18 protein-coding genes are annotated in these 21,074 nt (G+C 66.7%); 11 read left to right on the top strand and 7 right to left on the bottom strand.

Translation table 11 applies throughout. The annotated features are described in order from the left end of the window. Positions 1-159 precede the first annotated feature (159 nt). Positions 160-1,143 (bottom strand): LysR family transcriptional regulator, encoded by a 984-nt coding sequence (locus O0K41_RS18655; protein ID WP_049448764.1) that lies wholly within the window; start codon positions 1,141-1,143, stop codon positions 160-162. Positions 1,144-1,350: 207 nt separating this feature from the next. On the opposite strand from O0K41_RS18655, the gene cysK reads away from it, so the two are divergent. Together cysK and O0K41_RS18645 are read left to right on the top strand one after the other, a co-directional pair. Then, complete coding sequence (cysK, locus tag O0K41_RS18650; protein WP_164223307.1) at positions 1,351-2,310, top strand: cysteine synthase A; 960 nt, start codon at positions 1,351-1,353, stop codon at positions 2,308-2,310. A gap of 268 nt (positions 2,311-2,578) precedes the next feature. Then, positions 2,579-3,178: an O-acetyl-ADP-ribose deacetylase gene (locus O0K41_RS18645; protein WP_049406609.1), complete on the top strand. Its 600-nt coding sequence runs from the start codon at positions 2,579-2,581 to the stop codon at positions 3,176-3,178. Positions 3,179-3,270: 92 nt separating this feature from the next. Here the strand turns inward: O0K41_RS18645 and O0K41_RS18640 are convergent, their stop codons facing one another. From O0K41_RS18640 to O0K41_RS18615, 6 genes are all read right to left on the bottom strand, one after another. Further along, positions 3,271-4,416: a hypothetical protein gene (locus tag O0K41_RS18640; protein ID WP_033834920.1), complete on the bottom strand. Its 1,146-nt coding sequence runs from the start codon at positions 4,414-4,416 to the stop codon at positions 3,271-3,273. Positions 4,417-4,545: 129 nt separating this feature from the next. Further along, positions 4,546-5,550, bottom strand: coding sequence for a class I fructose-bisphosphate aldolase (locus tag O0K41_RS18635; protein ID WP_005410832.1), 1,005 nt, complete (start codon positions 5,548-5,550; stop codon positions 4,546-4,548). Between the two features lie 196 nt (positions 5,551-5,746). Then, positions 5,747-7,213 (bottom strand): pyruvate kinase, encoded by a 1,467-nt coding sequence (gene pyk, locus O0K41_RS18630; protein WP_005410833.1) that lies wholly within the window; start codon positions 7,211-7,213, stop codon positions 5,747-5,749. Positions 7,214-7,428: 215 nt separating this feature from the next. After that, a complete protein-coding gene (locus O0K41_RS18625) occupies positions 7,429-8,082 on the bottom strand; it encodes an HAD hydrolase-like protein (RefSeq protein ID WP_005410834.1) in 654 nt (217 codons plus the stop codon). Further along, the gene (locus tag O0K41_RS18620; protein ID WP_043034327.1) at positions 8,079-9,254 is read right to left on the bottom strand and encodes a phosphoglycerate kinase; all 1,176 of its coding nucleotides are present in this window, start codon (positions 9,252-9,254) and stop codon (positions 8,079-8,081) included. Before O0K41_RS18620 ends, O0K41_RS18625 begins: the two co-directional genes overlap by 4 nt. Before the next feature lie 653 nt (positions 9,255-9,907). Beyond that, on the bottom strand, positions 9,908-11,971 hold the full coding sequence (locus O0K41_RS18615) for a 3-hydroxyacyl-CoA dehydrogenase NAD-binding domain-containing protein (RefSeq protein WP_043034534.1): 2,064 nt from the start codon (positions 11,969-11,971) through the stop codon (positions 9,908-9,910). A gap of 235 nt (positions 11,972-12,206) precedes the next feature. On the opposite strand from O0K41_RS18615, the gene rpoE reads away from it, so the two are divergent. From rpoE to recO, 9 genes are all read left to right on the top strand, one after another. Beyond that, complete coding sequence (gene rpoE / locus O0K41_RS18610; protein ID WP_005414197.1) at positions 12,207-12,827, top strand: RNA polymerase sigma factor RpoE; 621 nt, start codon at positions 12,207-12,209, stop codon at positions 12,825-12,827. Next, entirely contained in the window at positions 12,824-13,705 is an 882-nt protein-coding gene (locus O0K41_RS18605) for a sigma-E factor negative regulatory protein (RefSeq protein WP_088437109.1), read from the top strand. The genes rpoE and O0K41_RS18605 overlap by 4 nt, the downstream gene beginning before the upstream one ends. 74 nt (positions 13,706-13,779) lie before the next feature. Then, positions 13,780-15,315, top strand: a complete 1,536-nt coding sequence (locus O0K41_RS18600; protein ID WP_005410604.1) for a DegQ family serine endoprotease — start codon at positions 13,780-13,782, stop codon at positions 15,313-15,315. A 180-nt stretch (positions 15,316-15,495) separates the two neighbouring features. Next, on the top strand, positions 15,496-17,289 hold the full coding sequence (lepA, locus tag O0K41_RS18595; protein ID WP_005410603.1) for a translation elongation factor 4: 1,794 nt from the start codon (positions 15,496-15,498) through the stop codon (positions 17,287-17,289). A 54-nt stretch (positions 17,290-17,343) separates the two neighbouring features. After that, the gene (gene lepB, locus O0K41_RS18590; RefSeq protein WP_005410602.1) at positions 17,344-18,138 is read left to right on the top strand and encodes a signal peptidase I; all 795 of its coding nucleotides are present in this window, start codon (positions 17,344-17,346) and stop codon (positions 18,136-18,138) included. A gap of 52 nt (positions 18,139-18,190) precedes the next feature. Beyond that, a complete protein-coding gene (locus tag O0K41_RS18585; RefSeq protein ID WP_005410601.1) occupies positions 18,191-18,574 on the top strand; it encodes a DUF4845 domain-containing protein in 384 nt (127 codons plus the stop codon). Further along, a complete protein-coding gene (gene rnc, locus O0K41_RS18580) occupies positions 18,564-19,244 on the top strand; it encodes a ribonuclease III (protein ID WP_005410600.1) in 681 nt (226 codons plus the stop codon). The genes O0K41_RS18585 and rnc overlap by 11 nt, the downstream gene beginning before the upstream one ends. Continuing rightward, positions 19,241-20,137, top strand: a complete 897-nt coding sequence (gene era, locus O0K41_RS18575) for a GTPase Era (RefSeq protein ID WP_005410599.1) — start codon at positions 19,241-19,243, stop codon at positions 20,135-20,137. Before rnc ends, era begins: the two co-directional genes overlap by 4 nt. Before the next feature lie 18 nt (positions 20,138-20,155). Continuing rightward, a complete protein-coding gene (recO, locus tag O0K41_RS18570; RefSeq protein ID WP_005410598.1) occupies positions 20,156-20,875 on the top strand; it encodes a DNA repair protein RecO in 720 nt (239 codons plus the stop codon). Positions 20,876-21,074 lie beyond the last annotated feature (199 nt).

Here is a 21,074-nt window from a genome sequence, read left to right as displayed (position 1 = left end):
GTCAGCCGCATGGATGCGGCTGCCAAGCTTACAGGGACGTACTTGCAGCGTCCCCGCACTCCGACACCGCCCCGCCAACCCACGGAATGCCGCTTCTGCTGTTGCTGTTGCCTTTGTCCGCAGCAGGTGCAGGGCTGCAAGCCCTGCTCGACCAACCCCTCACACCGTGATGGTCTGGGTCAGTGACTCCCACGTCGGGGGCACCGGCCACGCGGCGGCCTGGTTGCCATCCAGCACCCTGCGCAGATCGCGCGGATCAATCTGCGGTGCCAGCACGTGCACCAGCTCCAGCGCGTAATCGCGCAGCACCCGGTCGCGCGGCAACACCGCCCAGGCAATGCACTCGCTGATCGGCTCCGGCGCCGGCCACGAGCGCAGGTCTTCGTCGTTGGAACTGACCGCCATCTCGGCCAGCAGGCCTACGCCCAGACCGGTACGCACATAGGTCTTGATCAGGTCCGCATCGAGCGCGGTCAGCGCCAGGTCCGGCGCCAGGCCGTTTGCAGCGAAGGCGCGCTGCAACGAGGAATTCGGGCGGGTCGAGGATTCGTAGCTGATCAGCGGCTGCCGGGCCAACGCGGCCAGGTCCGGTGCGCGGCCGGCGCGGTCCAGCGGGTGCCCCTTGGGTACCACCACCAGGCGTCGCCAGCGGAACAGCGGCACCGCGATGCCATCGGTGGGCTCACTGCCGGCGGTGCTGATGATCGCGATATCCGCGTCACCCTGGTTCAAGCGGTCCAGTGCGTCGGTTTCACCGGCCTGCTGCAGGTGCACGCTCACCTGGGGATAGGCCTGCTTGATCGCTGCCACCGCCGGCGGCAGCACGAAGCGCGCCTGCGTGTGGGTGGTGGTCAGGATCAGCTGGCCCTGGCTCTCGCGGCGCTGGTTGGCCGCGTAGGTGCGGATGTTGTTGGCCTCGGCCAGCACCGCGCGGGCGCGGGCGATGACCTCGGTGCCGGCCGGGGTGACCGACTCCAGGCTGCGGCCCTTGCGCACGAACAACAGGAAGCCGAGCTCGTCTTCCAGCTGCTTGAGCTGCTTGGACAGGCCGGGCTGGGTGGCGTGCACGCGCGAGGCGGCCAGCGTGATGTTCAGCTCGGCGTCGGCGATGGCGACCAGGTAGCGCAGCTGGGTCAGCGTCATGGGAGGCGGGCGGCGTGGGGCGGAGGTCCACTCTAGGGTCAATTGCCGTCACCAGCTTATAACCAAAGGTTGTTTAAGAAAGGTATCTGGTCATTTCCGGGCGTCATATGCCGGCGCTACGGTCAGCCGGCAGCCGCTGGCCTGAACAGCCAGCCCTCCCCTTCTGCCCGCCGGCGTCCGGCGCGGCCCTGTTTCCGGAGCGCTTCCATGGCCCTGTACGACTCCATCCTCGACACCGTCGGTAATACCCCCATCGTCAAGCTGCAGCGCCTGGCGCCGCCGCAGGTCAGCGTCTACGCCAAGGTCGAGTCGTTCAACCCGGGCGGCTCGGTCAAGGACCGCCTGGCGCTGGCGATCATCCTCGACGCCGAAGCGCGTGGCCTGCTCAAGCCGGGCGACACCATCGTCGAAGCCACTTCTGGCAACACCGGCGTGGCGCTGGCGATGGTCGCTGCCGCGCGCGGCTACAAGTTCGTGGCGACCATGGTCGAGACCTTCTCGGTGGAGCGCCGCAAGCTGATGCGCGCCTATGGCGCCAAGGTGATCCTGACCCCGGCCGCCGAACGCGGCAGCGGCATGGTGCGCAAGGCGCGCGAACTGGCCGAGCAGCACGGCTGGTTCCTGGCCAGCCAGTTCGCCAACCCGGCCAATCCGGCGTATCACCGCAACACCACCGCCGCCGAGATCCTGCGCGACTTCGCCGGCAAGCGGCTGGACTACTTCGTCAGCGGCTGGGGCACGGGCGGCACGCTCACCGGCGTGGGCGAAGTGCTGAAGGTCGCGCGTCCGCAGACCCGCATCATCGCCACCGAGCCAGCCGGCGCCGCACTGCTGAAGGGCGATGACTGGAAGCCGCACAAGATCCAGGGCTGGACCCCGGACTTCGTGCCCGACGTGCTCAACCGTGATGTGGTGGATGAACTGCTGACGGTGGAAGATGACCGCGCGATCGCCACCGCGCGCCGACTGGTCGCCGAGGAAGGCATCTTCGTCGGCATCTCCGCCGGCGCTACCGTGGCCAGCGCACTGGACGTGGCCGCACGTGCCGAACCGGGTTCAGTGATTCTGGCGATGCTGCCGGACACCGGTGAACGCTACTTCTCCACGCCGCTGTTTGCCGACGTGAATGAGGGTTCCGACGACGACTGGTTGGCCGGCCTGCCGTGACACCCGGGGGTCAGAGCCTCTTGCATCCGGAAAAGGATCCGACCCCATCCTGTTACATGCCCGGGGGCGGATCCCTTTTCCGCAGGGAAAGGGCTCCGACCCCCTTCTGCTTCAGCCTGCATGAAGGCGTCGCCCGCCATCGTGCGTGAAGGCCGTCGGATCGCAGCGCGTGAGACGGTCATGACGCAGTATCGATGCCCTGTCCCCTACCGTGGGAACAGCCGGCGCAGATGCTGCGCGGATCACCTCACAGGCAGGAGACGGACGCATGAAGATCGAAGTTTGGCAGGGCGACATCACGACCCTGGCGGTGGATGCGATCGTCAACGCGGCCAATGAAACGCTGCTCGGTGGTGGCGGTGTCGACGGCGCGATCCATCGTGCGGCCGGGCCCGCGTTGCTGGCCGAATGCGCGCAGCTGCCGGAGCTGCGCCCGGGCGTACGTTGCCCGACCGGCGAAGTGCGCGCCACCAGTGCTTACGCTTTGCCTGCACGCTACGTACTGCACACGGTGGGCCCGGTCTGGCACGACGGCCAGCGCGATGAACCGGCGTTGCTCGCCAACTGCTACTGGAAGTCGCTGCAGCTGGCCGAATCGCTGGGCGTGCAGTCGATCGCATTCCCAGCCATCAGCTGCGGCGTATACGGCTATCCGCTGTACCAGGCCGCGCAGATCGCAGTGACCGAAACACTGGCCTGGCAGCGCAGCCACGCGCAACCGATGCGCATCGTGCTGGTGGCGTTCAATACCGCTACGGCCAAGGCCTACCAGCAGGCGTTGAGTGCCGCCGGGCAAAGCGCCGACAGCGAACCGCGCGGGTCGATGCTGCCGCCCTTGGGTGACGCGGGTTTTGCCGCCGCGCATTGAATCGCGACGCAGCGTGGAAAGGAAAAGGCCGGGCATTGCCCGGCCTTCTCAGTTGCACCGTTGATGTCATCCACGCGTGGCGTGGATCACGCTCAACGACTGGCAGCTTCCACCGCAGCGGCGTCATCGGCCACGGCGGCTGCAGCGTCGGCAGCGGCACGTGCAGCCGATGCGGCAGCACCCTCGGCGCTGGCTCCTTCCACCTGCACGCGCACCTCGACCATGCCTGCGCCATTGTTCAGGCTGGACACGTCGACGGTGTAATGACCGGCCGGCAGAGTCTCTTCCAGGCGCGAGTTGGTACCGTTGCCACCGTCGTCGTCGGTCAGCTCGACATCGCCACCGACCACGCGCAGCACGGTATCGACCTGGCTGGAAATCGCATCCAGGCGCACGTCGGCCGGCCGGTCCAGGGTCAGCAGGAAGCGGCGACGGCCTTCGTTGTCCAGCATGGTGTACACGCTGCCCGACTTCGGCAGGGCGGTGCCATCGCGCTCGACCAGATTCCCCGGCAGTTCGATGCGGGAGGCAGACAGGGTGAACATGCCATTGACACCGCTGCCGAGGCCACGCGCGGTCAGGGTGTACTTGCCCGGCTTCAGCGACAGGGTCAGCCGCGAGTTGGTGCTGTCGTTGCCATCGTCGTTTTCGGCTTCAACGCCCTGGCCCGACAGCTTCAGCACCGGATCGAAGACATCCGACACCAGGCGGATTTCGTACAGGCCGGCCTTGTCCACCTGCAGGGTGTAGTCCTGCGAATCACTGGCCAGCATGTCCACGATTTCGCCACTGCCCGCCAACGGCTTGCCGTCGTAAGGTTTCAGCTTCTCGGCTCGCAGGCGATACGGACCAAAGGCGGTCGGGCCATCGGCATTGACCGCCACCTGGTAGGTGCCGCCGCCATTGGCACGGAACGCCAGCGAGACGTCGCCTTCGCGTTCGTAACCGGTGTTGCTGGTGGAAACAAGACTGCCGTTGTTGAAAACGGCGATCGAGCCGCTGAGGGCACCAGTAAGTTTCAGGCCGACCAGATCCTTGTCTTCCAGCTTGATCTGGTAGAGCTGGTGATGGCTGCCATCATTGAAGTTGATGCCGCTGCGCGAGGTGATCTCGCCGGACACCGGCTTGTCGAAATCGAGCGACGCGGCCTTGCCTGCCTCTGCGCCGCCGCCGATACGGTTGCACCCGCCGGCGACCAGGACCGTGGCTACGGCCAGTGTGATTGCTGCCAAACGCATGTTGTTTCTCCTTGGCCTTCCATGTGGTTCCCGCGTACCGGCCGGGCACGCGGGGGCGGAAAAGATACCCGCAAAAGCAAACGCCGGCGTGATGCCGGCGCTGCCTTGTTCATCCAGCGATGGGACGGATCAACCGTTCCACTTGCCCAGCGCAGCCAGGCCGTTGTCCTTGGCACGCTCGTACACGGTCTTCTGGGCGGCTGCGTAGTTGCCCTTCATGTCCTTGGCCCACAGCTTCAGCGCGGCCTGCTGCATGGCGCGGCCGTAGGAGAAGCTCAGCGGCCACGGCAGGTTGCCCAGCTGGTTCATCGCGTTCAGGTGCTCGGTGGACTGCTCGTCGCTCTGGCCACCGGACAGGAACACCACGCCCGGCAGGATGGCCGGCACGGTGCTCTTCAGGCACATCACGGTCGACTCGGCCACTTCCTCGACGTCGGCCTGCTCATCGCAGTTCTTGCCGGAGATGACCATGGACGCCTTCAGTATGGTGCCTTCCAGCAGCACGTTCTGCTGGTACAGCGCGTCGAACAGCGAACGCAGGGTGGCTTCGGTGACTTCGTAGCAGGTCTCGATGTCGTGGTCGCCGTCCATGATCACTTCCGGCTCGACCATCGGCACCAGGCCGCATTCCTGGCACAGGGCGGCATAACGGGCCAGCGCATGGGCGTTGGACTCGATGCAGGTGCCCGACGGAATGCTCTCGCCGATGTTGATGACCGCACGCCACTTGGCGAAGCGCGCACCCAGCTTGTAGTACTCCTGCAGGCGCTCGCGCAGGCCGTCCAGGCCTTCGGTGACCAGCTCGCCCGGGCAGCCGGCCAGCGGGTGCGCACCCTTGTCCACCTTGATGCCCGGAATCATGCCGTGGTCGGCCATGTACTTGGCGAACGGCACGCCGTCCCTGGTCGACTGGCGGATGGTTTCGTCGTACAGGATGGCGCCGGAAATGTGCTCGTTGAGCTTCGGCGTGGTCAGCAGCAGCTCGCGGTAGGCACGACGGTTCTCCTCGGTGTTCTCGATACCGACGCCGGCGAAACGCTTGGCGATGGTAGCGGTGGATTCGTCGATCGCGATGATGCCCTTGCCCGGGGCGACCATGGCCTGGGCGGTTTCGGCCAGCTGTTCGATGCTCATGTATTTCCTGTGGCGGGTGCGGGAAAAACGTAAGTATAGCCCCGCTGCCCGTTGCCCCGGTGTCGAGGCCAGGATGGAAACGATTCCAATGTCCGCGCAGGACAAGGGATGTCCTGCGGCATGGGGTCAGAGCCCCTTTGGGGATCTGACCCCGGGTCGGATGCGCGCAGCGGCTCCGACCCAAGGCCGACTGGGTTTACAGATCGCCCAGCCCAATGGCGCGGCCGTCTTCACCCACTTCCAGCAGGCGCAGGGTATTGGTGGCACCGTGGGTTTCCATGTGCTCGCCGCTGGTGAACACGACGCGGTCGCCAGCCTGCAGCAGTTCGGCTTCCACCAGCAGGCGGATGCTGCCGCGCGCGGCTTCGCGCGGGGTCAGGCCGCGGCTGTCGAAGTTGATCGGGAACACATCGCGCATCAGCGCCATCTGCCGGCGCGCGCCGTCATGGCGGGTCACCGCGAACACCGGCGCCTTGGCGCGGAAACGCGACAGGTAACGCGCGGTGCCACCGGACTCGGTCATTGCCACGATCGCGCGCACGCCCACGTGCTGGGACAGGAACATGGTGGCCATGGCAATGGCCTGGTCGGCACGCTCGAGGTTGCGCGGCGAAGCGTTGAAGTCGGTCTCGGTCTGGAACTGGCGCTCGGCCCCCAGGCAGATGCGCGCCATTGCTTCGACCGCCTTGACCGGCCAGGCACCTGCAGCGGTCTCGGCCGACAGCATCACCGCATCGGTGCCGTCGATGACCGAGTTGGCCACGTCCAGCACTTCGGCACGGGTCGGAATCGGGCTTTCCACCATCGACTGCAGCATCTGCGTGGCGGTGATCACCACCTTGTTCTGTGCCAGCGAGGCCTTGATGATCTTCTTCTGCAGGCCCGGCAGTTCGGCATCGCCGATCTCCACGCCAAGGTCGCCACGGGCGACCATCACCACGTCGCTGGCCTCGACGATTTCTTCCAGGTTCTCAATGGCCTCGGTGCGCTCGATCTTCGACACCAGTGCAGCATCACAGCCATGCGAGCGGGCGATGTCACGCGCATCGTTCATGTCCTGCGCGTTGCGGCAGAACGACACAGCGATGAAGTCGACACCGATCTTGGCGACGATGCCGATCAGTTCCTTGTCGCGCTCGGTCAGCGCGCCCAACGAGAGGCCGCCGCCCTGCTTGTTCAGGCCCTTGCGGTCGGACAGCACACCGTCGTTCAGTACGGTATTGATGATGCGTTCGCCCTGCACCTCCACCACCTGCAGCTGCATCAGGCCGTCGTCGAGCAACAGGACATCGCCCGGACCCACGTCCTGCGGCAGGCCGAGGTAGCTCACACCCACCTGGGTGGCATCACCCGGGCCGGCACTGGTGCTGGCGATCAGGTCGAAGCGGTTGCCCGCCTTCAGCTGCACCTTGCCTTCTGCGAAGCGCTCGATGCGGATCTTCGGGCCCGGCAGGTCGGCCAGGATGCCCACTTCCACGCCGACGCGGGCGGCAGCGGCACGCACTTCGGCGGCACGCTTGGCCTGGCCGGACGGGTCACCATGGCTGAAGTTGAGGCGCACCACGTTGACGCCGGCGCGGAAAAGATCCTCCAGCACGCCCGGCGGATCAGTGGCCGGACCGAGGGTGGCAAGGATCTTGGTGCGACGCTGACGCTCGAACATGGTGAATGGGCCTCTCCCGATAAAGAACGGAAATTAGCACATCCTTCACGCCGCATGTATACGGTTACAGCCTTGTGCTGCCTGACTTCGCGGGTCATGGAACGGACATCACCCGGACATACGCTGGCGCAGGGTGTTCTGTAGAGCCGGGCCATGCCCGGCTGCACCGTGGGCCGCAATCAGCGAGCGAGGGGCCAGCTCTCCAGGCGGGGCGGCTAGGCCAACAGCGTCGTCAGCTGTGCCGGCTCGCGAGCCAGCTGGCCCGCACCGGCTTCGGTCAGTTCGGCCTCACCGCCAAAGCCCCACAGCACACCCACGCTGCGCAGGCCGTGGTGGCGTGCGCCCTCGATGTCCATCCGGCGGTCGCCGATCATCCAGCACTGTGCGGGCTGCAGTTGCAGGCGGCGTAGTGCCTCCCCGACCAGCTCGGGCTTGTGGCTGCGCGAGCCGTCCAGGGTCGAACCGACGATCTCCTCGAACAGCCCGCCAAACGGCAGGTGCGCAAGGATGCGGCGCGCATGCGGCTCGTTCTTGGCGGTGACCACCGCCAGGCGGTGGCCTCGGCCATGCAGCGTGCGCAGGGTGTCTTCCACCTGCGGGTACACCGTGTGTTCGCGCCAGCCTTCGGCGTCGAAACGCTCGCGGTAATAGCCCACCGCCTGCTCCACCCGCGCTGGTTCAACGAACAGTGGCGTGAAGGTGGTACGCAGCGAAGGACCAATCCAGCCCAGCAGCGTCTCCTGCGGCGGCACCGGATGGTCCATCTTCTGCAGCGCATAGGCGATGCAGGCGGTGATGCCCACCTGCGAGTCGATCAGCGTGCCGTCCAGGTCGAAGAACAGGACATCCTTGCCGTGCCCGGCACTCATGCGCCGCGCGCGTCGAGTGCGGCGACCGCCGGCAGGGTCTTGCCTTCCAGGAACTCCAGGAACGCGCCGCCGCCGGTGGAGATGTAGCTGACCTGCTGGGCGATATCGAACTTGTCGACCGCCGCCAGGGTGTCGCCGCCACCGGCGATGGAGAACGCCCTGGAGCTGGCGATGGCGCGGGCCAGCGCTTCGGTGCCCTTGCTGAAGGCCTCGAACTCGAACACACCGACCGGGCCGTTCCAGACCACGGTGCCAGCCTTCTCGATCAGCTGCGCGTACTGCGCCGCGGTCTGCGGGCCGATGTCCAGGATCAGATCATCTTCGGCAACGGCGTCGACCGCCTTCACCTCGGCGACCGCGTCGGGCATGAACTGCTTGGCGGTCACCACGTCCACCGGCAGCGGGATGTCGGCGCCGCGCGCCTTGGCATCGGCCACGATCTTCTTCGCGGTGTCCAGCAGGTCCGGCTCGTACAGCGACTTGCCGACGTTGTAACCGGCGGCAGCGATGAAGGTGTTGGCGATGCCACCACCGACGATCAGCTGGTCGACCTTGCCGACCAGGTTGGCCAGCAGTTCCAGCTTGGTGCTGACCTTGCTGCCGGCGACGATGGCCAGCAGCGGCTTGGCCGGTGCATCCAGCGCCTGCGCCAGCGCGTCCAGTTCGGCCATCAGCAGCGGGCCACCGGCAGCAACCGGGGCGAAGCGGATGACACCGTGTGTGGAGGCCTGCGCACGGTGCGCGGTGCCGAAGGCGTCCATCACGAACACATCGCACAGGGCGGCGTACTTCTTCGACAGGGCTTCATCGTCCTTGCCCTCGCCGACGTTCATGCGGCAGTTTTCCAGCAGCACCAGCTGGCCCGGCTGGACCTCGACGCCGTCGACCCAGTCGCGCACCAGCGGAACCTCGCGACCGAGCAGCTCGGACAGGCGCTGGGCCACCGGCGCCAGCGAATCGGCTTCGCTCCACACACCTTCCTTCGGGCGCCCCAGGTGCGAGGTGACCATCACCGCCGCGCCCTGCTCCAGCGCGCGCTTGAGCGTCGGCAGCGAAGCGGTGATGCGCTGTTCGGAAGTGATGCGGCCATTCTCGATCGGCACGTTCAGATCCTGGCGGATCAGCACGCGCTTGCCGGAGAGGTCGAGGTCGGTCATGCGGACGATGGACATGGGCAACTCTTTGGCTCGGGGACGGGATGCCGGGATGCGGCAGACGTCCATTGTATCGGGTGCGGGTGGTGGGAGGGTCGATGCCTGCGGCAGGCAGAGGCGCAACTGCAGCAGCAACAGCAACAGCACAGCCAGAGCCAAAGCGCTGGCGCTTCGTGGTGCCGTGAGTGGGCCGGGGCGGTGTGGGCTGGCAGGGGACGCCGTGAATCCGTCCGTGGAGGCTTGGCCGCGGCATCCATGCCGCGGACACCCCCGCGAATCCACCCCGCCCGACCTCTGACAGTTTCCGTGTGCGTCCAGCCACGGAGAAGAAAAAAGAAAATCAAAGTCAAAATCAAACGCTGGTTGCTTTGCTCCTGGTGGCGGCCCAGGTAGCCACCCACCCGTTCGTAGTGATCCACACCGGAATCGAGATTCACCGACCGTCACCGGGAAACTGTCAGGGGTGGGGCGGTGTGGGCAGGCAGGACCGTTGGCGCCATGGATGGCGCCATCGAGCCCCCATGGATGGGTTTACGGCGTGTCCTGCCTGCCCACACCGCCCCGCCCAACAAACAGAAAAGCCAGAGCCGGCTGTTGCTCTGGCTCTGGCTCTGGCTCTGGCTTCGGCGGTTGCCTCTGCGGGCGCCGGGCCGCAGGCCCGGCCGATAAACTCAAACCACTGGTTCGCGCAGGGCGGGGTTGTCCCAGCCCGGGCGCGGGGCGAAACGGTCGCCGTGGCGCTGCTGCAATGCCTTCAACCGCTCGACGATCGCATCGGCTCCCACTGCGCGGATGTGCTGGATCGGACCGCCGCGGAACGGGGCAAAGCCGGTACCGAAGATCACGCCGGCATCCAGCAGGTCCGCATCGGCCACAACGCCTTCGTGCAGGCACGCCACCGCCTCGTTCAACAGCGGCAGGATCAGGCGGTCCTCAAGATCGGCCGGGGCCTGGTAATCGCTGGCCACGTCCGGCTTCTTCGGCTTGCCGTTTTCCCAGGTATAGATGCCCTGGCCGTCCTTCTTGCCGCGCTTGTCCGGCTCCACCGTCTGCAAGGCTGCTGGAATCTGCAGGCCCAGGAACGGCGCCAGTTCGCGGCCGACGCCGGCGGCCACGTCCAGGCCGACGGTGTCGATCAGTTCGATCGGGCCCATCGGCATGCCGAACTTCACCGCGGCCCTGTCGATCACCGGGCCCGGAATGCCTTCGGCATATGCGGTGGCGGCTTCCAGCATGTACGGGAACAGCACGCGGTTGACCAGGAAGCCCGGGCTGCCGGCCACCGGTACCGGGAACTTGCCCAGCGCCTTGCAGAACGCGGCCAGGCGGCGCTCGGTCTCCGGCGCCATGCCGTCGTGGTGGATGATCTCCACCAGTGGCATCTGCGCCACCGGGTTGAAGTAGTGCAGGCCAGCGAACTGCGCCGGGCGCTGGATGTGGTCGCGCAGTTCCACCAGCGGAATCGACGAGGTGTTGGTGGTCAGCAGCGCGTCCAGCTTCATCTTCGGTTCCAGCGTCTGGTACAGCGCACGCTTGGCTTCCGGGTTCTCGATGATCGCTTCGATCACCAGGTCGGCCTCGGCCACGCCGTTGCCTTCCAGGTCGGCACGCAGGCGCGCGGCCACGGCGGGGCGCTTGCTCTCGTCGCGCACCTTCTTGGCGAACAGCGCCTGCGCGCGCTCCATGGCGGGGTCGATGAAGCGCTGCTCGCGGTCCTGGAGAGTCACTTCAAAGCCCTTGTAGGCGGCCCAGGCGGCGATGTCACCGCCCATCACGCCGGCGCCGACCACGTGCACGTGGCGGATGCCGGAATCACCACCACCGAGGCCCTTCAGGCGTTCGGTCAGGAAGAAAATGCGGATCAGGTTGCGCGCGGTCGGGGTGCTGGCCAGCTTCACCACGGCGCGGCGTTCTGCATCCAGGCGTGCCTGGATCGGCTTGCCGCCACTGCGCTGCCAGGTGCTGATCAGCGCGTAGGGCGCCGGATACTGGTCCTTCTTGGCCTTGCGTGCGACCTGCTTGACCATCTGCGGTGCCAGCAGCGTGCGTGCCAGCCAGGTGTTGGTGGCCCAGGCCGTTGCGCGCTGCTTGAACGGGCGCGTGGTGCCGGACAGCGCCAGCGCCACGGCGGTGTCGAGCACCACGGCCGGTGCCACCACCTTGTCGACCAGCCCGATGCCACGCGCGGCCGAGGCCGACAGCGTACGGCCGGTCAGCATCATGTCCATTGCCGCGGGTGCGCCGACCAGCTGCGGCAGTCGCGCGCTGCCGCCCCAGCCCGGGAAGATGCCCAGCTGGGTTTCCGGCAGGCCGATGCGGGTGCTGCTGTCATTGGAGGCCACGCGATAGCGGCAGGCCAGCGCCAGCTCGGTGCCGCCGCCCAGGCAATGGCCGTGGATGGCCGCCACGGTGGGGCAGGGCAGCTCGGCCAGCTTCTGGTAGGTAGCCTGGCCGCGGCGGATGGCGTCGTTGACGGTGCCGCGACGGTCGAACTCCTGGAACTCCTTCAGGTCCGCCCCGGCAATGAAGCCGGCTTTCTTCAGCGACTGGATCACCACGCCCTTGGGCGGGTCCAGTGCAATGCGCTCAAGCAGGTCACCCAGCTCCAGCAGCACATCCTGCGACATGGCATTGACGCTGCTGTCCTGGCGATCCAGGGAGAGGACCACCACGCCGTCGTCGCGGATCTCGGGGTGCCAGTGGCTGAAGCGGAGACCATCGAAGCCTGAGAGCATGGACGTTCCATCCGGTTGTGTATGGAGAAGCGGCTATGATCCAGAGGTTGTTTCCCCCGCGTCAAATCCCAATAGCAGGGGAGTGGCGACCCCGGATCCATGGCCGTGGACCGGAACGCTAACGGAACGGTGGTTAAAAGCTGGTGCGGCGCCGGGTGATCGGCGACTGAACTTTTCCCGGGATTGGCAGTCTCATTGCCCGACGTCGGTTGGGCTGACAGGAGTGCGGCCCCTCATGGCCGAGGTTGATACACCACAGGAGCTGGATCTGGAACTGGTCCGGCGCGTGCAGCACGGCGAGAGCGCCGCGTTCGATGTCCTGGTGCGCAAGTACCAGCATCGCGTGGTGGCCCTTGTCGGCCGCTACATCGCCGACTGGAGCGAATGTCAGGACGTCGCCCAGGACACTTTCATCCGCGCCTATCGCGCGATCGGAAGTTTCCGTGGCGACGCCCAGTTCTCAACCTGGTTGCATCGAATCGCCGTGAATACCGCCAAAAACTACCTGGCTTCACACAATCGACGGCCACCGACCGATGACATCGACATCGGCGATGCCGAACAGTTCGACAGTGGTACGCGCCTGCGCGACACCGACACGCCCGAACGCGAGTTGATGCGCCAGGAGCTGGAACAGACGGTGATGAAGGCCGTCAACGCGCTGCCGGAAGAGCTCCGGTCGGCGATCACCCTGCGCGAGGTGGAAGGCCTGAGCTACGAGGAAATCGCGCAGAAAATGGGGTGCCCGATCGGCACCGTGCGTTCACGGATCTTCCGGGCGCGCGAGGCGATCGACACCGAACTCCGGCCGCTGTTGGACATCGGCAGCGCCACCCGTGAGAAGAGCCGCGTATGACCAGTAACCCGTTCAACGAATCGCAGAACCATCAATCGCCCGCCGGGCAGCGCCTGGACCAGCGCCATCGCGAGCAGCTGTCGGCCCTGGTCGATGGCGAGCTGGGCGCCGATGAAGCGCGCTTCCTGCTGCGGCGGATGGAGCATGACCCCGAACTGGCCGGCTGCCAGGAGCGCTGGCAGCTGCTGGGCGACGTGATGCGTGGGCAGGCGTCGGCACTGGCCCCGGCCGGGTTCAGTTCCGCCGTGGCTGCTGCCATCGCCGCCGAGCCTGCGCCGCAGGCCGAGCCGCGCCGTCAGGTGCGTCGCAGTGGCTGGCGGGCCTGGGGCGGTGGTGCCGCACTGGCCGCTTCAGTGGCAGCGGTGGCGCTGTTCATGGGCGGTGAGAAGCTGAAGGAAGCCACCCCGGGCGAGCCGTTGGCACCTCAGGTGATCGCCAGCCAGGCGGAGCTGCCGACCGTGCCGACCGATCCTGCCCCGGTTACCGAAGCCTCTGCAGACACGGCTGCGATGGCTGTGGCGGCGGCTCCCGCCCTGGCGATGGCCACTGCCGGTCGCCGCCAGGACACCCGCCGCGCCAGTGCCACCCGCAGCCAGCAGGCCGCGCGTGCCGCCCAGCGTGAGGACGTGCCGCAACGCGCGGTGGCTGCTGCGCAGGCGCCGCTGACCCCGACCGTACCGGCCAATGGCAGCCGCAACATGCCGTTTGGCGAGGTCGGTGGGCTGCAGGCGCGGCCGTGGCCGCGTTCCAGCCTGGCGCCTGCCGCCGGCGGCGCGCTCAATGCCAGCTTCCCGGCCCATACCGGTGGCGCCGCCTTCTACCCGTTCGAGCCGCGCCTGCAGGACGACCTGCCGCTGCCGCCGCGCCCGCGCGACTGAGCCGGGCGCTTTCACGCCCCGCCGTCAGCGGGGCCCGTATTCCTCTTTCCATCCGATCCGGAGGTTGCCGTCCGATGACTCCCCGACTCCGCACGCAGGCCATGGGCCTGTTGGCCCTGACCCTGCCGCTGGTGGCCTGCGCGCAGGCACCGGCTCCGGCCGCCCCGACCCAGGCTGCTCCAGCCACCGCGCCAAGGGCACCGGCACAGCCGCTGGTTACCGGCCTGCCCGATTTCACCAACCTTGTTGAACAGGTCGGGCCGGGTGTGGTCAACGTCGACACCACCATCGTCCGCACCAACCGCCAGGCTTCGCGGGGCCCGATGGGCGGTGACGACGACATGCCGGAATTCTTCCGTCGCTTCTTCGGCCCGGACTTCCCGATGCCGGGGCAGGGCCCGGGCGGCCCGGACGGTGGCCCCAGCATCAAGGGCCGCGGCATGGGCTCGGGCTTCATCATTTCGCCCGATGGCTATGTGCTGACCAACTACCACGTGGTGGCCGATGCCAGCGACGTGAAGGTCAAGCTGGGCGACAGCCGTGAGTTCAACGCCAAGGTGGTGGGCAGCGACCAGCAGTACGACGTGGCGCTGCTGAAGATCGATGGCAAGAACCTGCCGACCGTGCGCGTGGGTGATTCCAATACGCTGAAGCCCGGCCAGTGGGTTGTCGCGATCGGCTCGCCGTTCGGTCTCGACCATTCGGTCACCGCCGGTATCGTCAGTGCACTGGGGCGTAGCACGGGTGGCGCCGACCAGCGCTACGTGCCGTTCATCCAGACCGACGTGGCGATCAACCAGGGCAACTCCGGCGGTCCGTTGCTGAACACCCGCGGCGAAGTGGTCGGCATCAACTCGCAGATCTTCTCCGCCTCCGGCGGCTACATGGGCATCAGCTTCGCGATCCCGATCGACCTGGCGATGAGCGCGGTCGAGCAGATCAAAAAGAGTGGCAAGGTCACCCGTGGCCAGCTGGGTGCGGTGGTCGAGCCGATCGATGCGCTGAAGGCGCAGGGCCTGGGCCTGCCCGACAGCCGTGGCGCGCTGGTCAACCAGATCGTCGCCGGCAGTGCCGCAGAGAAGGCCGGTGTGCAGATCGGCGACGTGGTGCGTTCGGTCAACGGCAGCCCGGTCAACAGCTGGTCCGACCTGCCGCCGCTGATCGGTGCGATGGCACCGGGCAGCCGGGTCACGCTGGGGGTGATCCGCGACGGCAAGCCGCGCGACCTCAGCGCCACGCTCACGGCGCTGAGCGAAGACGGTCAGGGCAATGCCCGTGCGGCGTCTGCCGCCAGGCCCGATGCGGCACCGCAGGCCGGCGCCAATGCCCTGCTGGGGCTGGACGTGAGCGACCTGACCGCACCGCAGCGCAAGCAGTTCGGCCTGGATGGCAACGAAGGCGTGCGCATCACCGGAGTCAAGGGCCAGGCGGCGCGTGATGCCGGCCTGTCCCCGGGCATGGTGATCCTGCAGGTCGGCCGTACCCCGGTCGGCAGCGTGGAGAGCCTGAACCGGGCGCTGTCCAGCTACAAGAAGGACGACGTGGTGATGCTGCTGGTGCGCACCGGCAACGGCAACAGCGCCTTCGTGGCGGTCAAGGCCGGCCAGTAAGGCCTGCCGGGGCCGCTTCGGCGGCCCCTGTGTCTCCCCTGAAGCCCCGCCCTGGCGGGGCTTCGGCCTTTCCGGGCGGGGCCCGAGCAGTCCGCTTTCGCGGTGGGGCGCCGGGCATGCGATAATCGACCGTTACCCTGACGACGCCGCGCGCCGCCGCCACCTATGTCTTCTGATTCGATGCGGAACATCCGCAACTTCTCCATCATCGCCCATGTCGACCACGGCAAGTCCACGCTGGCCGACCGCATCATCCAGCTCTGTGGTGGCCTGCAGGCCCGCGAGATGGAAGCGCAGGTGCTCGACTCCAACCCGATCGAGCGCGAGCGCGGCATCACGATCAAGGCGCAGTCGGTGTCGTTGCCGTACCTGGCCAAGGACGGGCAGACCTACCATCTGAACTTCATCGACACCCCCGGCCACGTCGACTTCTCCTATGAAGTCAGTCGCTCGCTGGCCGCCTGCGAAGGCGCGCTGCTGGTGGTCGATGCGGCCCAGGGCGTGGAAGCGCAGTCCGTGGCCAACTGCTACACCGCGGTGGAGCAGGGCCTGGAAGTGGTGCCGGTGATCAACAAGATCGACCTGCCGACCGCCGACATCGAGCGCGCCAAGGCCGAGATCGAGGCCGTGATCGGCATCGACGCCTCCGACGCCGTGCCGGTCAGTGCCAAGACCGGCCTGAACGTGCAGGACGTGCTGGAAGCGATCGTGCATCGCATCCCGCCGCCGACACCGCGCGACACCGAGAAGCTGCAGGCGCTGATCATCGACTCCTGGTTCGACAACTACCTGGGCGTGGTCTCGCTGGTACGCGTGATGCAGGGCGAGATCAAGGCCGGTGACAAGCTGCAGGTGATGTCCACCGGCCGCAATCACCAGGTCGACAACGTCGGCGTGTTCACGCCGAAGCGGAAAGTGCTGCCTGCGCTGCGTGCCGGTGAAGTGGGCTGGGTCACCGCCAGCATCAAGGACGTGCACGGTGCGCCGGTCGGCGACACCCTGACCCTGGCCGGCGACCCGGCACCGAAGCCGCTGCCGGGCTTCCAGGAAATGCAGCCGCGCGTGTTCGCCGGTCTGTTCCCGGTCGATGCCGAAGATTACCCGGACCTGCGCGAAGCGCTGGACAAGCTGCGCCTGAACGATGCCGCGCTGCGTTTCGAGCCGGAAAGCTCCGAGGCGATGGGCTTCGGCTTCCGCTGCGGCTTCCTGGGCATGCTGCACATGGAAATCGTGCAGGAACGCCTGGAGCGCGAGTACAACCTGGACCTGATCAGCACCGCGCCGACGGTGGTGTATGAAGTCCTGAAGACCGATGGCTCGATCATCAACATGGACAACCCGGCGAAGCTGCCGCCGGTGAACCAGGTCGAGGAGATCCGCGAGCCGATCATCCGTGCCAACGTGCTCACTCCCGAGGAGTACATCGGCAACATCATCAAGCTGTGCGAAGAAAAGCGCGGCAGCCAGATCGGCATCAACTACCTGGGCAGCCAGGTGCAGATCAGCTATGAGCTGCCGATGGCCGAGGTGGTGCTGGACTTCTTCGACAAGCTGAAGTCGGTCAGCCGTGGCTACGCCTCGCTGGACTACCACTTCGTGCGCTTCGACGCCGGCCCGTTCGTGCGCGTGGACGTGCTGATCAACGGCGACAAGGTCGACGCACTGTCGCTGATCGTGCACCGCAGCCATGCCGACCGTCGTGGCCGCGAGCTGTGCGAGAAGATGAAGGACCTGATTCCGCGCCAGATGTTCGACGTCGCCATCCAGGCTGCGGTCGGCTCGCAGATCATCGCCCGTACCACGGTCAAGGCCATGCGCAAGAACGTGCTGGCCAAGTGCTATGGTGGCGACGTTTCGCGCAAGAAGAAGCTTCTGGAAAAGCAGAAGGAAGGCAAGAAGCGCATGAAGCAGGTCGGCCGCGTGGAGATCCCGCAGGAAGCGTTCCTGGCCGTGCTGCAGATGGACAACAAGTAATCCCGCACCGGCCCTGCGGGGCCGGTCGTCCGGTGACGTTGCAAAGGACCCTGAATGAAACTGTTTGAGATCCTCCTGGTCGTGCTGACCCTGGCCTCGGGCCTGATCCTGCTTGCGGACAAGCTGTACCTCGCCAAGCGTCGCGCCCAGCGCGCCGGCCTGCTCGATTCCGAGCCGGTGCTGGTGGATTACTCGCGTGCGTTCTTCCCGGTGCTGGCGATCGTGCTGATCGTGCGCAGCTTCATTGCCGAACCGTACAAGATCCCGTCCAGCTCGATGATGCCGAACCTGCTGATCGGCGATTTCATCCTGGTCAACAAGTTCTCCTACGGCCTGCGCCTGCCGATCAGCAACACCAGGATCGTGCCGTTCGGCGAGCCCTCGCGTGGCGACGTGGTGGTATTCCACTTCCCCGGCCACAGCGACAACGACCCGGCCAAGGGCGAGAACTTCATCAAGCGCGTGATCGGCGTGCCGGGTGACACCGTGGTCTTCGAAGGCGACGGCGTGATCCTCAATGGCGAGCCGCTGAAGTACGACAACAAGGGCATCTACGCCGGCCACAAGGGCCAGGGCGAAGGCGCCAACCTGCTGGTCGAGCACCTGCCGGGCCGCACCCACACCGTGCTGGAGACCGACTACCCGCGCGGCCAGGGCCAGTGGACGGTGCCGGCCGGCAAGTACCTGGTGATGGGCGACAACCGCGACAACAGCGACGACGGCCGTTTCTGGGGCCTGCTGCCGGAGGAGAACCTGCGCGGCAAGGCCTTCCTGATCTGGCTGAACTGCCAGGGCTGGTTCTGCAAGGATGGCTTCGAGCCGTCGCGGATCGGCTCGAGCATCAACTGATCGGGCATCAACTGAGTACCTTCACATCCAACGCGTATCTGGGGAGAACGCAATGAAGACGATGAACACGCAGCGCGGCATGACCCTGACCTCGTTCCTGACGGTCCTGATCGTGGTCGGTTTCTTCCTCTACATCGGCATGAAGCTGTTCCCGATGTACCAGGAGTACTACGCCGTGCGCTCGGCGATGAAGAGCCTGGCCAACGAGCCGGGCGTGGGCAGCATGGAGCCGTCGCGGATCCAGGACCTGTTCTTCAAGCGCCTGTACATCAACTACTCGGACAATGTGAAGCCGGCCAACGTGAAGTTCGACCGTCGCGACAATGGCTGGACCCTCAAGGTCAACTACGAAGTGCGTCGCCAGCTGATCGGCAACCTCGATGTGGTTGGCAAATTCGATTCTTCCCAGGACCTGACACGAAGCGGTGCCCAGTAAATTCATCCAACGTGGCGACCTGATCGGTCATGCCTTCAGCGACCCGGCCCTGCTCAAGCAGGCGCTGACGCATCGCAGTGCCGGTGCGCCGCACAACGAGCGCCTGGAGTTCCTCGGCGACAGCATCGTCAACATGATGGCGGCCGAGGCGTTGTACCGACGCTGGCCCAAGGCTGACGAAGGGGCGATGACCCGTGCCCGTGCCGAGCTGGTGCGCGAAGGTGCGTTGGCGGTGATCGCGCGCACCCTGCAGTTGGGCGAGCGGCTGACCCTGGGCCCGGGCGAAATGAAGTCCGGCGGTCATCGCCGCGACTCGATCCTGGCCGACGCAGTGGAAGCCGTGGTGGCTGCGATCTACCTGGATGCCGGCTTCGAGGCCTGCCGGGCGGTGGTACTGCCCTGGTTCAGCGCTTCGATCGAGGCGCTGCCGGCCTCCGGCCGTCCCGAGAAGGACCCCAAGACCCGCCTGCAGGAATGGCTGCAGGCCCGACAGAAGGCGTTGCCGCAGTATGAACTGGTGTCAGAATCCGGTGACGACCATGCCAAGCACTTCCGGGTACGCTGCAACGTAGCCGACCCGGCCGCCAGCACCGAGGGCGAAGGCGCCTCGCGGCGGCTTGCCGAACAACAGGCGGCTGCGGCCGTCCTAGAACAACTGGATTCCAAGTGAGCGAACAAACTCCTCATCATTGCGGCAGCGTGGCCGTCATCGGCCGCCCGAACGTGGGCAAGTCGACCCTGACCAATGCCCTGGTCGGTGCGAAGGTCAGCATCGTTTCCAACCGTCCGCAGACCACGCGCCATCGCCTGCTGGGCATCGCCACCTACCCGGAAGGCCAGCTGGTGCTGGTTGATACCCCCGGGCTGCACAAGGTGCAGAAGCGGGCGATGAACCGGGTGATGAACCGTGCCGCGCGCGGCTCGCTGGAGGGCGTCGATGCCGGCCTGCTGGTGATCGAGGCCGGTCGCTGGGATGAAGAAGACAGCCTGGCCTTCAATGTGCTGCGCGATGCCGGCATTCCGGTGGTGCTGGTGGTCAACAAGATCGATCGCCTGAAGGAAAAGGGCGCGCTGCTGCCGTTCCTGCAGCAGGTGACCGAAGGCCGTGATTTCGCTGCCGTGCATCCGATCTCGGCGCAGAAGCGCAATGGCCTGGAAGCGTTGGTGCGCGACGTGCTGAAGCTGCTTCCGGAAGCGCCGCCGATGTTCGGCGAGGACGAGATCACCGACCGCAGCCAGCGTTTCCTGGCCGGCGAGCTGGTACGCGAGCAGCTGATGCGCCAGCTCGGCGAAGAGCTGCCGTACGCTACCACCGTTGAGATCGAGCGCTTCACCGAGGACGGCAACCTGTTGCGCATCGGCGCGGTGATCTGGGTCGAGCGCGAAGGCCAGAAGGCCATCGTGATCGGCAAGGGCGGCGCCCGCCTCAAGGAGATCGGCGCCAAGTCCCGCCTGCAGATGGAGCGTCTGTTCGGGGCCAAGGTGTTCCTTGAGACCTGGGTGCGCGTGCGTGAAGGCTGGTCCGATGACGAGGCCGCGCTGAAGGCCTTCGGTTACGAGTAAGCCGTTGCGGTCGCTTCGATGATGATCGAGGACGACACCGGCTTCGTGCTGCATGCGCGGGCCTACCGCGAGACCAGCCTGCTGGTCGAGGTGTTGAGCGCGCAGCATGGCCGCGTCGGCCTGCTCGCGCGTGGTGTGTCAACCGCCAAGGGCCAGGTGCTGCGCGCTGCCCTGCAGCCATTGCAGTGGATCCGCTTCAGCGCCCAGCAGCGCGGTGAACTGGCCCAGTTGCGCGGCGCTGAAGCGCTGGATGCGGCCCCGCGCCTGGTCGGCCAGGCGATGCTGGCCGGCTTCTATCTGAGTGAACTGACCCTGCGCCTGGCACCTCGCCAGGATCCGTTGCCTGAGTTGTATCTGGCCTATGGCGAAGCGCGCGCACGGCTGGCGGTCGGTGCCGGCCTGGCCTGGACGCTGCGTCGTTTCGAGCGCGAGCTGCTGACCGCGCTGGGCCTGGGTTTCGAACTGGACAGTGCCAGCGACGGCCAGCCGATCGACCCGGCCGCGCGCTACGAGCTGGACCCACAGGAAGGCGCGCAGCGCCTGCTCAGTGAGCGTGGTGGGGAACGCCGGGCGGCGGCCACTGGCTCGGCGCTGCTGGCGTTGGCGGCCGACGAAGAGCCCGCTGCCGCCGACCTGGCCAGCCTGCGCCTGCCGATGCGGCGGGTGCTGGCCCATCACCTCGGGCCACGCGGCCTGAAGTCCTGGGAAATGCTCGAGCAGCTCGCGCCCCGCAGGTAGGGGGTGTTCGGCAGGGCTTGCAGCCCTGCACCTGCCGAGGCCAAAGCAATAGCAACAACAACAGCATGCATTCCGTGGGATGGCGGGGTGGGTCCGGTTGCGGGGGGCGCTGCAAGTCCCCCTCCGGGGTCCGGCCCAGCCGCTGGCGGCTGTGCGTTCGGGCGCTTGCGAAGCAGTGCTTCGCAAGCAAAGCGCCCTC

The organism is Stenotrophomonas sp. Sm2128 (assembly GCF_030985535.1).
Classification (GTDB): Bacteria; Pseudomonadota; Gammaproteobacteria; order Xanthomonadales; family Xanthomonadaceae; genus Stenotrophomonas; species Stenotrophomonas maltophilia.
Note: the sequence above shows the minus strand (reverse complement) of the source record. Positions and strands in the feature narration are given on the sequence as shown.

What these genes read in the sequence shown, in the direction of transcription:
- O0K41_RS18600 (WP_005410604.1), top strand. Translation starts at nt 13,780, where the DNA reads ATGACTCCCCGACTCCGCACGCAGGCCATGGGCCTGTTGGCCCTGACC.
- cysK (WP_164223307.1), top strand. Translation starts at nt 1,351, where the DNA reads ATGGCCCTGTACGACTCCATCCTCGACACCGTCGGTAATACCCCCATC.
- pyk (WP_005410833.1), bottom strand. Translation starts at nt 7,213, where the DNA reads ATGTTCGAGCGTCAGCGTCGCACCAAGATCCTTGCCACCCTCGGTCCG.
- O0K41_RS18620 (WP_043034327.1), bottom strand. Translation starts at nt 9,254, where the DNA reads ATGTCCATCGTCCGCATGACCGACCTCGACCTCTCCGGCAAGCGCGTG.
- lepB (WP_005410602.1), top strand. Translation starts at nt 17,344, where the DNA reads ATGAAACTGTTTGAGATCCTCCTGGTCGTGCTGACCCTGGCCTCGGGC.
- O0K41_RS18640 (WP_033834920.1), bottom strand. Translation starts at nt 4,416, where the DNA reads ATGCGTTTGGCAGCAATCACACTGGCCGTAGCCACGGTCCTGGTCGCC.
- O0K41_RS18615 (WP_043034534.1), bottom strand. Translation starts at nt 11,971, where the DNA reads ATGCTCTCAGGCTTCGATGGTCTCCGCTTCAGCCACTGGCACCCCGAG.
- O0K41_RS18645 (WP_049406609.1), top strand. Translation starts at nt 2,579, where the DNA reads ATGAAGATCGAAGTTTGGCAGGGCGACATCACGACCCTGGCGGTGGAT.
- lepA (WP_005410603.1), top strand. Translation starts at nt 15,496, where the DNA reads ATGCGGAACATCCGCAACTTCTCCATCATCGCCCATGTCGACCACGGC.
- O0K41_RS18605 (WP_088437109.1), top strand. Translation starts at nt 12,824, where the DNA reads ATGACCAGTAACCCGTTCAACGAATCGCAGAACCATCAATCGCCCGCC.
- O0K41_RS18635 (WP_005410832.1), bottom strand. Translation starts at nt 5,550, where the DNA reads ATGAGCATCGAACAGCTGGCCGAAACCGCCCAGGCCATGGTCGCCCCG.
- rpoE (WP_005414197.1), top strand. Translation starts at nt 12,207, where the DNA reads ATGGCCGAGGTTGATACACCACAGGAGCTGGATCTGGAACTGGTCCGG.
- O0K41_RS18585 (WP_005410601.1), top strand. Translation starts at nt 18,191, where the DNA reads ATGAAGACGATGAACACGCAGCGCGGCATGACCCTGACCTCGTTCCTG.
- O0K41_RS18625 (WP_005410834.1), bottom strand. Translation starts at nt 8,082, where the DNA reads ATGAGTGCCGGGCACGGCAAGGATGTCCTGTTCTTCGACCTGGACGGC.
- O0K41_RS18655 (WP_049448764.1), bottom strand. Translation starts at nt 1,143, where the DNA reads ATGACGCTGACCCAGCTGCGCTACCTGGTCGCCATCGCCGACGCCGAG.
- recO (WP_005410598.1), top strand. Translation starts at nt 20,156, where the DNA reads ATGATGATCGAGGACGACACCGGCTTCGTGCTGCATGCGCGGGCCTAC.